Source organism: Acidimicrobiales bacterium (assembly GCA_036273495.1).
Classification (GTDB): Bacteria; Actinomycetota; Acidimicrobiia; order Acidimicrobiales; family JAJPHE01; genus DASSEU01.
The window spans coordinates 1-12,510 of sequence record DASUHN010000335.1 but is presented as its reverse complement, the minus strand read 5'-3'; the positions used below and the strand labels follow the sequence as shown (position 1 = coordinate 12,510).

Below are 12,510 nucleotides of genomic sequence, written 5' to 3'. Positions count from 1 at the left end.
CGGCATGGTCCGGCGCCGCGGCCATCCGCTCGTGGGCCGCGCTGCCGATCCGGCTGGCGCGCTCGGGATCGTTGAGCAGGCGGAGGATGGCGCCGGCCACCGCCTCCACCGAGGGGCCGGAAGGGGTCGGGTCGCACCACTCGGCCGCGTGGCCGAGGACCTCGGGGAGAGCGCCGACAGGCGCGCAGACGACCGGCGTGCCAGTAGCCGCCGCTTCGGTGGCGGGGAGCCCGAAGCCCTCGTAGGCGGTCGGGTAGACGAAGGCGACCGCCCCGGCCAGCAGACGGGCCAGCTCCTCGTCAGAGACCGACCCGGCGAGGACGAGGCCCTCCGCAGGAGACGCCACCCGCCGTTCCGCTGCGGTCAATGGGCCGACGACCACGAGGTCGATCTCGGCACCCGCTTCCCGGGCGCCCCGCCAAGCGTCGACGGCCACCGCCAGGTTGCGGCGCGGGGCGCCACCCGTGGCGACGACGTAGCCCCGCCGCCAGGCGGCAGTGGCACCGCGGGGTGGGCGGGACCGCCCGGCGGCCAGGAAGACCTCGTCGACCGCAGCCGGGGCGGTGACGACCCGGCCGGGCCCGACGCCGAGCTGTCCGACGACCTGGCGGGATACGGCGACTGATCCGGTGATGACGGCGCGCGCCGTGCGCGCCGCCACGCGGGCCTGGGCGCGGAAGGCGGCCCGGGTCAGAGGCGGGAACCACTGGGGATGGTCGAGGAAGGTGAGGTCGTACAGAGAGACGACCATCGGCACCGGCTGACGATACGGGAGGCCGTAGAAGGGGCAGTGGAACAGGCGCACGTCCCGGGCCCGTCCGGCCGAGGACAGCCATCGCGGCACCGCCCACTGCAGCCAGGCCGGGGCGCGGCCCGGCAGGAGGGTCCGGACGGCGTGCACCTCCACGTCGGCGGGAACTACGCATGGGTCGGGAGCGGCCAGCCGGGCGTCAGTCAGCACGTCGACCCCGGCGAGGTCGACCCCGGCATCCCTCAGAGCGGCGGGAAGGGACGGGAGTACGCCGCGCAGCACGCGCCCGATGCCCCCGAGGGGACGGCTCTGCAGGGTGCGCCCGTCGACGGCTATCCGCACGCGACCGACCGGTACACCTCGGCGTGGGCGGCGGCCGTGCGGCGCCAGGAGAACCCGGCGGCGCGCGCCAGGCCGGCAGCGGAGAGCTCGGCGCGGCGGGCGTCGGAGCGGAGCAGGCCCGTCAACTCCTCGGCCAGGCGCGCCCCGTCGCCATCGGGAACGAGCGTGCCGGCGTCACCAACCACCTCGACGGTGGCGGAGTTGGCGAACGCCACCACCGGCACGCCACATGCCATGGCCTCGAGCGCCGGCAGCCCGAACCCCTCGTGGCGGCTGGTGACCACGAGGGCGGCCGCGCCCTGGTAGACGGACACGAGGTCGGGGACCCAGCCGAGCAGGCGGATCCGGGAGCGCGCCTCGGGTCCGGCGCCGGCCAGCGCCGCCTCGACCGGGCCGCGGTTGTCGTCCACCACCCGGCCGGCCATCCACAGCTCGTGGGGCAGGCCGGCGGCGGCGAGAGTGGCGGCCAGGGAGGCGGCTGTCCCGAAGCCCTTGTGCGGGCCGTACTCGCCGACGTGGAGCACATAGGGGGTCGGGGGCGCGCCGGTCCCGGGGCGGAACTCGGGGCCGGCCGCCAGCGGGATCACGTGGATCCGGGCGGGCTCGAGGCCGAGGTGGGTGAGGGCCTGGTCGGCGCCGTGGCGGGAGAGCGTGATCACGGCGGCGGCGGCGCGGACCCGGGGCGCCCAGCGCCGCCACCGCCTGCGCTCGACGGAGAACGCAGGATCGTCGCTCACCAGAGGGAGGAGGTCCGGGACCGTCTGCACCCAGGGCCGGGTGGAGCGGCGCGGCGGGTCGAGGGCGGGGCTGTGGTTGACGTCGGCCGGCGTGCGGGCCAGCTCCCCGGGCAGGCGCAGATGGTGCTCGAGCGTGGCCCACCGGTCCGGGGCTATCCGGCGGCGAGGAAGGACGGCGGTGACCGCCACGTCGGGGCGGTCGGCCAGCGCCGCCACCAGGTTGCGCACGTAGGTGCCGACGCCGCGGAAGGCGGAGGCATCGGTGAGCGCCCGGGCGTCGAGGGCCACCCGGACGGGCGCGACCGGCTCCTGGCTTTCCGGTGCCGATGCTGTCGCGCTGGGCGCCACCTCCCGGGCCACGCGTGTCATTGTGGCCGGGGATGGCTCCGCTCCGGGTGGCGCTCGTGCACCCGTTCTCCTGGCCGGAGGTGCGCCGGGGCGGAGAGCGACTCCTCCACGACCTGGCCTGGTACCTGGCTCGGGCCGGTCACCGGGTCGACGTGATCACCGGGGCCTGGGCGGGGGCCTCGGTCGAGCGCACGCCCGAGGGCGCCGTCGTGCGCCGGTACCAGCTGCGGGAGCTGGCGCCGTTGCGCCGTGTCGGTGCCGGCCCCATGGAGACGTTCGGCGGCATCGCCCTGGGGGCCCTGCTCCGACGGCGCTACGACGTCGTGCACAGTCTCACGCCGACCGGGGTGCTGGCCGCCCGGCTGTCGGGGCACCCGGTCGTGTTCACGGTGCTGGGACACCCCACCGCGGAGGACTTTGCCCTCCAGCCCGGTGGCAGGCGGTTGTTCGAGCGGGCCGTGCGGGCGGCGGCGGTGACCATCACCTTGTCGCGGTCGGCGGCGGCGCAGATGGAGGGGCTGACCGGTGCCCGCCTGGGCGGGACCGGCCGCCGGCGGCTGCGGGTCGTTCCGCCGGGGGTGCGGCTGGAGACGTTCTCCCCCGACCTGCAACCGCGCGCCGGACCGGTACGGCTCCTCTTCCCGTCCGACGCGTCGGAGATCCGCAAGGGGGTCCACCACGTCCTGGCCGCCCTGCCGCTGGTGCGGAAGCGGCATCCCGATGCCCGGCTCGTGTTGTGCGGACCGGGTGCCCCGGATTGGGCGGTCGCCGGCGTGGGCGGAGGCGCCAGCGCCGTGCTGGCCCGGGCCGATCCCCTGGCGGTGGCCGGTCTCGGTGCCGAGGGGGTGGACGCCCTCGAGCTCACCGAGCGGATCGACGACGTCCGCCCCGAGCAGCTTCCGGCGTTGTACCGGGGCGCCACGGTGACCGTGCTGCCGTCGTGGCACGAGGCGTTCGGACTGGTGCTGGCGGAGTCGCTGGCGTGTGGCACACCGGTGGCCTGCTACGCCGAGGCCGGCATGGTGGACGTGGTGAACGCGCCCGGCATCGGCCAGGCCGCCACGCCGTTCGGGGACATCCCCGCCCTGGCCGAGGCCATCGGGGATGCGGTGGACCTGGCCCGGGCGCCCGGGACGCCGGAGCGCTGCGCCGACCACGCCCGGACGTGGGGCTGGGACGAGGCGGTGGGCCCGGCCCACGAGGAGCTGTACCGGTCGGTAGTGGGCTGACGCCGGACAGCCGGACGGGGACTAGGCGCGGGGGCGGGCCCGCACGCAGACGTGGGGGTCCCCGGCCGTGAGCCACAGGAGGGCCTCCCTGCCGGCGGTGTGGCGCAGATGGCGCACGGCGGCGACGGGTGACGTCGGCCGGACTTGCCCGGCTCCCGCCTTCATCCACACCCGCTGCGGGCGGTCGATGATCTCGAACCCGGCCGCCTCGACCATGCGGACGATGCCGGCGGCGTTGGCCTTCCACCACCACGGCCGTCCCCGTCCGTCGAGCCAGGCGGCGGGCCGGCGGGTGAACGCCGTCAGAGGGGCGTCGATGGCGTCCACGACCATCAGGGTGCCGTCGCACACCGAGCGGACCGCGCTCAGGGCGCCGACGGGGTCACGCAGGTGGATGAGCAGACTGCCGACGTACACGAAGTCGAAGCACCCCACGGCGTCGGGCGAGAGCTGGTAGACGCTCAGGTCCCGTCGTTCCACCTTCGAGTCCAGGGCGTCGCGCGCCAGCAGGAAGCCATCCCCCTGACCCTTGCGCTGGCCGATGGCCGCCCGTGTCTCCTCGCTCGACCCGACGGGCCAGTCCCATGCCGCCGGGTCGGGCACGTCGACGGCCATCACCTCGGATGCGCCCCGCCGCTCCATCTCGAACGCCCAGAACCCGTCGAAGGTGCCGACGTCGAGGCAGCGGAGACCGGAGAGGGAGGGCCAGGGCAGCCGGGCCGCCACCGCCGCCGTGTCGAACCAACCCGGTGTCTTGACGCCGGGCGCCAGCTCGATGGTGTGGTACCAATCGCGCCCGGACACCTGCTGGCGCAACTCCTCGGGGTTCACCGGGGCCGACCCTACACTGCGCCGGTGCACGCACCGACCGCCGGTCCCCGCGGCGAGGGCTTCGTGCTGACCGGTCCCATCACCCCGCTCCCGGAGCTGGTGGCCGACGTGTGGGCGGCGCGCCAGCTCCTCGGGATCCTGGCCCGCAAGGACTTCTACGTCCGCTACCGCCGGGCGTCGTTGGGCCTGCTCTGGGCCGTCGGCCTCCCGGTGTTCCAGGCCCTGGTGCTCGCGCTGGTGTTCTCGAAGGTGGTGCGGATCCACACGGGCACCAACTTCGCCGTGTTCGTGCTGACGGGGATGGTCGGCTGGACCTACTTCAGCAACACCCTGTCGGCGGCCGCGACCGCCATCGTGGACGGGTCGGGGATGTCGACCCGGATCTACTTCCCCCGCGTCCTGCTGCCGCTGGTCAGCGTGGTGGCCAACCTGTACGGCTACGTCATAACCGTGGCCATCCTGCTCCTGCTGTGCCTGGTCCTGGGGGTCGGCCTCGGGGTGAACGTGCTGTGGTTGGTGCCGGCCACCGCCCTCCTGGTGGCGCTCACGGCCGGGGCCGGGCTGGTGACGTCGGCGCTCCACGTCTACTTCCGCGACATCCGCTACATCGTCACGGCGGCGGTGATCGGGTGGTTCTATCTCACGCCGGTCTTCTACCCGCTGCATCTGGCCCACGGCTTCGTGCACGCCGTGGTTGCGGCCAACCCGGTGACCGGCGTGGTGGAGCTGCTGCGGGCCGCCACCGCCGGGGTCGACCCGCACTGGGGATGGACGGTCGTGATCTCGATCGGGTGGAGCGCCGTCCTCCTGGTCGGAGCAGCGGCGTTGCACCGTCGCTACAACCGGCTGTTCACGGACCTCCTGTGAGGCCGGGGCGGGTCGGCCGGGGGACGGGGCCGTGACCACGGTCGTCGAGCTGTCCGGAGTCGGCAAGCGCTTCATCAAGTACGAGGACGCGCCCATGCTCGTGACGGCCGCGCTGCGGCTGCGCCAGCGCACCCGCCGCAGCAGCCTGTGGGCGGTGCGGGGCGTCGACCTGACCCTGGACGAGGGGGAGTGCCTGGGCCTTATCGGGCGCAACGGGTCGGGGAAGTCGACTCTGCTCACCATGCTGGCCGGGGTCACGGCCCCGACCGAGGGCGTCCTGGCGGTGCGGGGGCGCGTGGCCCCGCTGATCTCGGTCGGTGTCGGGTTCCATCCCGAGCTGACCGGGCGGGAGAACGTCTACGTGAACGGGATGATCCTCGGCATGACCCGGCGGGAGCTCGATGCCTCCCTCGACGAGATCGTGGCGTTCTCCGAGTTGGAGGACTTCCTCGACACCCCGGTCAAGTTCTACTCGTCGGGGATGTTCGTGCGGCTCGGGTTTGCCGTGGCGGTGCAGTCGCGTCCCGACGTGCTCCTGGTCGACGAGGTGCTGGCGGTGGGGGATCTGGCCTTTCAGCTCAAGTGCTACGACCGCATGCTGGCCATCCGCGAGGCGGGAACGAGCATCGTGGTCGTCAGCCACAACCTGAACGCCGTGCGCCTGATGTGCCCCCGGACCGGGGTCATGGCCGCCGGCCGACTGCACTTCCTCGGGCCCACCAACGACGCCATCTCCGTCTACCACGATCTCCTGGGCGAGTCCCGTGAGCTCGACCCGGTCAACGCCGGAGACCTGCCGCCGGAGCGGCCCGGCGTGGCGGTCATCGAGGGGGTGGAGCTCCTCGACGGGGAGGGCCGGCCCACGCGGCACCTCGCAGGTGGGGACCGGATGGTCCTGCGGGTCCGGCTGCGGATCGATGCCGTGGTGGACGACCCGTACCTCGGCGTGGCCGTGACCAACGAATCGGGCAGCTACGCCTACACCGACTCGACGCGCGAGCTGCTGCCCCACCCGGTGGAGGCGGGATCGACCTTCACGGCGGAGGTGGCCCTCCGGGTCGGCCTCGTCACCGGCAGCTACAGCGTGCAGGTGGGCCTGAGCGACGGGGTGGCGGCCCGCCTGGCCGCAAGCCAACAGCTGCCGTTCTTCGTCTCGTCGCGTCCCGCCGCCGCCGGGGTGGCCGACCTCGAGGGCACCTTCCGGCTGCTGTGACCACTCCCGACGTCGACGTCGGCGTGGTGACATGGAACACGCGCGATCTGGTGGTGGAGAACCTGCGCCGCCTCCTGGACAGCGAGCAGCGCTGCCGCATCCGGCTGCTCGTGAGGGACAACGGCTCGACCGACGGCACTCCTGCCGCGGTGCGGGAGTGGGTGCCCGAGGCGGAGATCGACGCGGACGAGCGGAACCTGGGCTTCGCGGCCGGGATGAACCGTCTCCTCCGGCGGGGCACGGCGCCGTGGTTCCTGGCCCTCAACCCCGACGCCTGGCCCGAGCCGGGGGCCGTGGGCGAGCTTGTCGGCGCCGGAGAGAAGCTGCCCACCGCCGCCGCCGTGGCGCCCCGGATCGAGCGGCCCGACGGCACCCTCGAGCACTCGACCCACCCCTTCCCCTCGCTGCGGATGGCGTTCCTGCACGCCCTGGGGGGGAGGTGGTGGCTGCCCCGGCGGGTCCTCGAGCGGGAGATGCTCGAGGGTCACTGGTGCCACGACGTGACCCGCCCGGTCCACTGGGCCGTCGGCGCCGCCCTCCTCATGCGCCGGTCGCTGCTGGCCGAGGTGGGGCTGTTCGACGAGGGCTTCTTCATGTACGCCGAGGACATGGAGTGGTGCTGGCGGGTGCACCACGCCGGCTACGACGTGCTGTTCGAGCCCCGGGCCCGGTTCCGCCACGTGGGGAACGCCTCGGGGCAGCAGGCGTTCGGGGCGGCCCGGGTGGACCTCGAGACGGCGTCGGCGCTGCGCTTCCACCATCTGACCCACGGCCGCCTGTCCACCGCCGCCTACCGGTACGTCAGCGCCGCCGCCGCCACCGAGCTGTGGGCCGGGGCGCGCCTCCGCGGGGACCACGGCGCCGCCGAGCGCTGGTCCCGCCAGGCCCGGGCCCTGGTGCGAGGGGGGAGCACCGATGAGCGCCATGAGGGCGCCGGCGGGGATGGGGCCCCCGCCGGCAGCGGCGGGCGTGGTCCGCAGGACCCGGGGCCCGCCGCTAGAGCAACAGAGTCCGGTAGCGGGCCGACGCCACGACCAGCACCCCCACCTCCACCAGATCCGCCACCAGCGCCAGGGCTATGACCGGGGCCAGGTTCCTCGGCCGGCACGGCAGCCTCCGCACCGCCAGGCGGTAGTGGACGTACGGGACGGCCAGCGCCGCTCCCGCCAGGCGGGCCCACCCCGGGGCGGCCAGAGCCACCACGGCGCCCGCCGCGGCCAGCAGAGCCCGGGGGTGGGAGCCCTGGTACCACCCGGGTCGCCAGAAGCGGGCCCGGATCTGGGGGTGCTCCCGCGCCGCCAGCACGATGCCCTCCCGCCGGGCCCGGTCGCGCACGTGGGCGGTCCAGCTCGAGGGCCACACCTTGTGGTGCACGACCGCGTCCTCGACGAACGCGGGCCGCGCCCCCGCCTCGATGGCCCGCCACGCCAGGTCGGTGTCCTCCCCGAAGGGCCGGAGGAACCGCTCGTCGAACCCGTCCGCCTCCGCCAGCACGTCCCGCGCGTAGGCCATGTTGCACGTGGCGTAGAAGCCGTCCTCGTCGAGCACCCACATGGTGCGGGCGAAGGGGCCCGAGCCGTCCCACTGCTCGCGCGGCGGCATGGTGACTCCCTGGACGAGATCGGCCCGGCCCGCGGCTATCGGCGCGACCAGCGCCTCGACCCAACCGGGCGTGGGCACGCAGTCGTCGTCGGTGAAGACGATGATCCGCCCCTGCGCCTCCCGCCAGCCCCGGTTGCGCGCCGCCGCCGGCCCGGTCGGGTGCTCCTGGCGGACGATGCGCAGCGTCCGGGGGCTGCTCCCCGCCCGGCCCTGCAGCTCTTCCCACGTCCCGTCGGTCGAGCCGTCGTCGACGATGACGATCTCCAGGTCGGGCCAGGTCTGCGAGTCCAGCGCCGCCAGCAGCCCGGCCAGCAGGGCGCGTCGCTCGTGGGTGGCGACGACGACGGAGACGGCGGGAGCCACGGATGGCGTGGGGGACACTTACCCGGAGCGTAAGGTCACGCCGGATGGACCGTCCTGCCAGCCTGGGCGAGCTGCCGTGGTACCTGCGCTACCGCGTCGGCGCCCGGACGGCGTCGGAGGCCCGCAAGCAGCTGATCCGGGCCACCCACAGGCACTGCCGGGTCGAGTTCCGGGGTCCGGTGTTCCTGGGCCCCGGGTTCTCGCTGGACATCCCCGGGCGGGGCACGCTGATCGTCGGGAGGGGCGTCGAGTTCCGCCGCGGTTTCGTGTGCCAGATCCAGGGGGACGGCCGGGTGGAGATCGGAGACGGCGCCGTGTTCACGGCCGACTGCCTGATCCAGTGCAGCACGACGATCGAGATCGGCCCCGGGGTCGTGATCGGCCAGTCCGGCCTGATCGTCGACGGCCGGCACCGCTTCCGCGACCCGGAGCGCCACCTGCTGGCCCAGGGCTACGACTTCAAGCCGATCCGGATCGACGACGACGCCATCGTCATGGGCAAGTGCACGATCTTCGCCAACGTGGGCCGGCGGGCGGTGATCGGCGCCCACTCCGTCGTGTCGCGTGACATCCCCGCCTACACCCTGGCGCTGGGGGCGCCGGCCCGTCCGGTCGAGTACTTCGGCCCGGGCGAGGGCCCGCCCGGCGTGCCCGTCACCACCGGCAAAGACAAGGTGGAGTGAGCAGCCCGTTCCGGGCTGAGGACCTCGTCGTCGTCATCCCGACCCGGGAGCGGTGGGGCGTCCTGCCCCGCGCCCTCGACGCTCTGGACGATCAGACGGCGTCGGGCTTCCACACCGTCGTGGTGGCCGACGGAGAGGACCAGGCGGCCGAGGCGGTGGCGCCCCGGGCCCGGGTCACCGTGACGGGCGTGCCCCGGGGCGGCCCGGGGCCGGCGCGCAACGCGGGAGTCGAGTGGGCGCGCCGGGAGGCGCGGCCGCTGGCCCTACTCCTCGGTGACGACATCCTGGCCACGCCCGACCTGGTGGGCCGCCACCTCGACGCCCACAACCGCCGGCCCGAGGGCCAGGACGCCGTGCTGGGGCTGATCCGCTGGCACCCCGACGCCGAGCGGGGCCGGATCCAGCGGTGGCTGGAATGGTCGGGGACCCAGTTCGACTACGCCCACATGCAGGCCGGTCCGGCCGGCTGGTCCCGCTTCTACTCGTCGAACGTGTCGTTCAAGACCGAGTTGTTCGCCCGCGCCGGCGGGTTCGACCCGGCGTTCCGGTTCCTGTACGAGGACCTCGACCTCGGCTGGCGCATGGAGCAGGAAGGGATGCGGCTGTGGTACGAGCCCGACGCGGTCGGCCTCCACCTGCACCGCTACGACTGGCCGGGGCTGCGCCGGCGCTTCGAGACCGCCGGCCGGGCCGAGCACGTCATGACCACGAGGCACCCGTGGTTCGAGCCGTGGTTCCTGCCCCGCTGCCGCGAGGCCCTCGCCACCCGCCCCCCGAACCCGCTGTGGCGCCGCGTCGTCGACTGGCTCCCACGGGGACCGCTGCGCGACCGGGGGCGCGCCGAGGCGAACCGGTGGTACCACCTGCAGCTGGCGCCGTTCTTCCTCAACGCCTGGGAGTCCGAGCGCGACTTCGGGGAGCTGCGCGCCTACCTCGGCGACCGGTTCGAAGAGCAGCGCCTGTACCTCCACGACCACGCCATCGAGGCCGAGCTGGATGCCGCCCCGGACGAGGAGACGTTCTACCGCACGAGCGAGGCGTACCTGTACGACCTCACGGCATTCGCGGCGTGGTCCACCAAGGTCCCCTACCGTGCCGCCGTCCGCCGTTACGTCCCCGCCGGCTCCCGCCTGCTCGACTACGGCTCGGGCATCGGGACCGACGGCCTGCGGCTGATCGGTGACGGCTATCGCGTCGACTTCGCCGACTTCGACAACCCGAGCACCCGGTATCTCCGCTGGCGGCTGCAGCAGCGGGGCCTGGAGGCGGAGGTGTTCGACGTCGACGGTGAGGTGCCCGGCGGCTACGACCTCGTCTACTCCTTCGACGTGATCGAGCACGTCGAGGACCCCTTCGCCTTCCTGGCCGCCCTGGAGTCGAGGGGGCGGCTGGTGGCGGTCAACTTCCTCGAGCCCGATCCCGGGGACCCGCACATGCACCGGGAGCTGCCGATCCCCCGCCTGCTCGACCACGCCGCCGAGCGCGGCCTCGTGCGCTACCGCGTGCACCACGGCCGCTCCCACTTCGTCGTCTACGGCGGCCAACGTGGGAGCCGGTCGCGGCTCGAACGCCGGGCCGGCCCGGTGCTGTCCCGCGCCTGGCCGGGCCGCGCCCCCTGCTCGGCCGGCGGGGCGTGCTGGCGGAGCGAATGACCGTGCCGGCGCGCTCCTAGACTTCCCGGGTGCCGGAGCGCCGCAGCTGGTACCACACCATCGACCTGCCCGGCCGCGGCCCTACCGCCGGGTACTTCGACACGCGTGGTGCGCCCGCCCACGTCCCCTGGCCGGCGCAGCTGGCGGGCCGTCGCTGCCTCGACGTCGGGACCTTCGACGGCTTCTGGGCCTTCGAGATGGAGCGGCGCGGCGCGTCAGAGGTGGTGGCGTGCGACCTCGACGACCCCCGCCAGATCGACTGGGCCTACGACCACCGCCGGTCCGGACCCGCGTCCATCGGGGAGTGGGGCTCGGGCCGCGGGCCCGGGTTCGCCGAGGCGGCGGCGGCGTTGGGCTCGAAGGCCAAGTGGCTGGCCCGCTCGGCCTACGACCTCGACCCGGAGCGGGACGGGACCTTCGACGTCGTGCTGTGCGGAGCCCTGCTCCTGCACCTGCGCGACCCGGTGCGCGCCCTCGAGGCCATGCGCTCGGTGTGCTCCGGCTCGCTCGTCCTGGTGGAGGCCGTCGACCCCCTGCTCGAGGTGGTGGCCCGCCGCCAGCCGGCGGCCCGCCTCCGGCCCGCCTCGGACGAGTGGTGGCGGGTGAACTCGGCCGGCCTGTGCCAGCTGGCCGCCACCGCCGGCTTCCGGGTCGAGCAGGTGGGCCGGCGCTTCCTCGTCCCGCACGGCAGGGGCGCCCCGCCCGATCACCGGCTGTCCCCCCTGGCCGGCTTCCTGGCCGGCCGGCCCGGGCACCGGGGCCTGCTGACCCGGGCCATCCTCGCCGTGCCCCGGCCTCCCCACGACGCCGCGCCTCAGTCGGCCTGACGGCCCCGGGCCCGGAGCGCCTCCCGGGCGAAGCCGGCGGCCCGGGCCACGGCGCCGGCGGCGTGGAGGGCCACGGGGCGGTGCCACGGGCCCTGGCGCAGGATGCTCGCCTCCTCCTTCACTAGCTGCCGGCCGGCCGAGCCCAGGCCCCGGTCCCGGGCCCGGGCGTTGGTCCGCCGGTCGAGGATCCAGTCCGAGCGGCCCTGGGCGTGCATCCGGCGCAGCAGGTAGGTGGGGGACAGGCGGGACGCCGGCAGCTCGTGAACCACCCGCGCCGACGGCACGTACAGGATGTGCCCACCGGCGGCGCGCACCTTGCGGCACACATCCACGTCGTCGTTGACCGTGGGGCGCCCGGCGGTGGGTCCCAGGAGCGGGTCGAAGCCACCCGCCGCGGTGAGCAGATCGGCGTCGAAGGCGGCGTTGGCGGTGAGGAGGAAGTCGTCGGGAGCGAGGGGACGCTCCTCCGCGCCCCGGTCGTACTCGGCCAGGTAGGCCACCAGGGCGTCACCCAGCCAGCGGGGCCGGGCCACCGTCGGGTCGGCCACCACCCGCCCGGCCGCGGCCGCCCACTCCCCCCGCAGCACGGGCCGGGTGACGGCGGCCAGCCATCCCGCCTCGGGAACGCAGTCGTCGTCGAGGAAGGCCACGACCTGCCGGCTGGTCGCCAGGCCCCGGTTGCGGGCCCGCGAGGCGCCGGGCTCGGGCTCGTCGGCCACCGTCACCGGTACGGGGAGCCGGCGGCCCACCGCCTCGACCACGGGCCGGGCGGCCGGGTCGGAAGCGCTGGCGACGACGGTGACGTCCCACTCCGGGCCCGGGTCCCGCTGGCCGGCCAGCCCCTCCAGGGCCCGCCGGAGCCCGAGGGGGCGGTTCCAGGTCGGCAGCACGACGGTGATGCCGGGCGCCCTCACAGGACGACGCTCCGGTGCCGGGCGCTCCCGGCCAGGAGGGCGGCGGCGGTGACGGCATCGACGCCGAGGTCGGCGGGTACCGACCAGAGGGCCCGCCGGCGGGACGTCTCGGCCGAGACGCTCCGCCACCCGCGGGCGAGGGCCCAGGCCG

12 protein-coding genes are annotated in these 12,510 nt (G+C 74.8%); 7 read left to right on the top strand and 5 right to left on the bottom strand.

Going from position 1 to position 12,510, the window contains the following annotated elements:
• Together VFW24_14340 and VFW24_14335 are read right to left on the bottom strand one after the other, a co-directional pair.
• A partial coding sequence (locus VFW24_14340; protein HEX5267941.1) for a glycosyltransferase family 1 protein occupies positions 1-1,093 on the bottom strand: 1,093 nt, incomplete at its 3' end.
• Positions 1,084-2,190, bottom strand: a complete 1,107-nt coding sequence (locus tag VFW24_14335; protein HEX5267940.1) for a glycosyltransferase family 1 protein — start codon at positions 2,188-2,190, stop codon at positions 1,084-1,086. The genes VFW24_14340 and VFW24_14335, both read right to left, overlap by 10 nt.
• A 20-nt stretch (positions 2,191-2,210) precedes the next feature.
• Here VFW24_14335 and VFW24_14330 point away from each other — a divergent pair, with 20 nt between their 5' ends.
• Positions 2,211-3,407 carry a glycosyltransferase family 4 protein gene (locus VFW24_14330; GenBank protein HEX5267939.1) on the top strand — a complete coding sequence of 399 codons (1,197 nt, stop codon included), beginning with the start codon at positions 2,211-2,213 and terminating at the stop codon, positions 3,405-3,407.
• 21 nt (positions 3,408-3,428) lie between these two features.
• On the opposite strand, the gene VFW24_14325 is transcribed toward VFW24_14330, so the two are convergent.
• Entirely contained in the window at positions 3,429-4,238 is an 810-nt protein-coding gene (locus tag VFW24_14325) for a methyltransferase domain-containing protein (protein ID HEX5267938.1), read from the bottom strand.
• A gap of 24 nt (positions 4,239-4,262) precedes the next feature.
• Here VFW24_14325 and VFW24_14320 point away from each other — a divergent pair, with 24 nt between their 5' ends.
• From VFW24_14320 to VFW24_14310, 3 genes are read left to right on the top strand one after another with little or no spacing between them, the layout of a single operon-like run.
• Positions 4,263-5,105: an ABC transporter permease gene (locus tag VFW24_14320; protein ID HEX5267937.1), complete on the top strand. Its 843-nt coding sequence runs from the start codon at positions 4,263-4,265 to the stop codon at positions 5,103-5,105.
• A gap of 31 nt (positions 5,106-5,136) precedes the next feature.
• Complete coding sequence (locus VFW24_14315; protein ID HEX5267936.1) at positions 5,137-6,318, top strand: ABC transporter ATP-binding protein; 1,182 nt, start codon at positions 5,137-5,139, stop codon at positions 6,316-6,318.
• A complete protein-coding gene (locus tag VFW24_14310; protein ID HEX5267935.1) occupies positions 6,315-7,400 on the top strand; it encodes a glycosyltransferase family 2 protein in 1,086 nt (361 codons plus the stop codon). The genes VFW24_14315 and VFW24_14310 overlap by 4 nt, the downstream gene beginning before the upstream one ends.
• On the opposite strand, the gene VFW24_14305 is transcribed toward VFW24_14310, so the two are convergent.
• Positions 7,315-8,301 carry a glycosyltransferase gene (locus VFW24_14305; protein HEX5267934.1) on the bottom strand — a complete coding sequence of 329 codons (987 nt, stop codon included), beginning with the start codon at positions 8,299-8,301 and terminating at the stop codon, positions 7,315-7,317. The two genes, VFW24_14310 and VFW24_14305, sit on opposite strands and share 86 nt — an antisense overlap.
• Positions 8,302-8,327: 26 nt before the next feature.
• Here VFW24_14305 and VFW24_14300 point away from each other — a divergent pair, with 26 nt between their 5' ends.
• The 3 genes from VFW24_14300 to VFW24_14290 are packed head-to-tail and all read left to right on the top strand — an operon-like array spanning position 8,328 to position 11,445.
• Positions 8,328-8,966, top strand: a complete 639-nt coding sequence (locus tag VFW24_14300) for an acyltransferase (protein ID HEX5267933.1) — start codon at positions 8,328-8,330, stop codon at positions 8,964-8,966.
• Complete coding sequence (locus tag VFW24_14295; GenBank protein ID HEX5267932.1) at positions 8,963-10,618, top strand: glycosyltransferase; 1,656 nt, start codon at positions 8,963-8,965, stop codon at positions 10,616-10,618. The genes VFW24_14300 and VFW24_14295 overlap by 4 nt, the downstream gene beginning before the upstream one ends.
• Before the next feature lie 29 nt (positions 10,619-10,647).
• Positions 10,648-11,445 (top strand): class I SAM-dependent methyltransferase, encoded by a 798-nt coding sequence (locus tag VFW24_14290; protein ID HEX5267931.1) that lies wholly within the window; start codon positions 10,648-10,650, stop codon positions 11,443-11,445.
• Here the strand turns inward: VFW24_14290 and VFW24_14285 are convergent.
• Positions 11,433-12,359, bottom strand: a complete 927-nt coding sequence (locus VFW24_14285; protein ID HEX5267930.1) for a glycosyltransferase — start codon at positions 12,357-12,359, stop codon at positions 11,433-11,435. The two genes, VFW24_14290 and VFW24_14285, sit on opposite strands and share 13 nt — an antisense overlap.
• Positions 12,360-12,510: the final 151 nt, after the last annotated feature.

Coding starts and splice junctions, on each gene's coding strand:
- VFW24_14330 (HEX5267939.1), top strand. CDS start 2,211: ATGGCTCCGCTCCGGGTGGCGCTCGTGCACCCGTTCTCCTGGCCGGAG.
- VFW24_14300 (HEX5267933.1), top strand. CDS start 8,328: ATGGACCGTCCTGCCAGCCTGGGCGAGCTGCCGTGGTACCTGCGCTAC.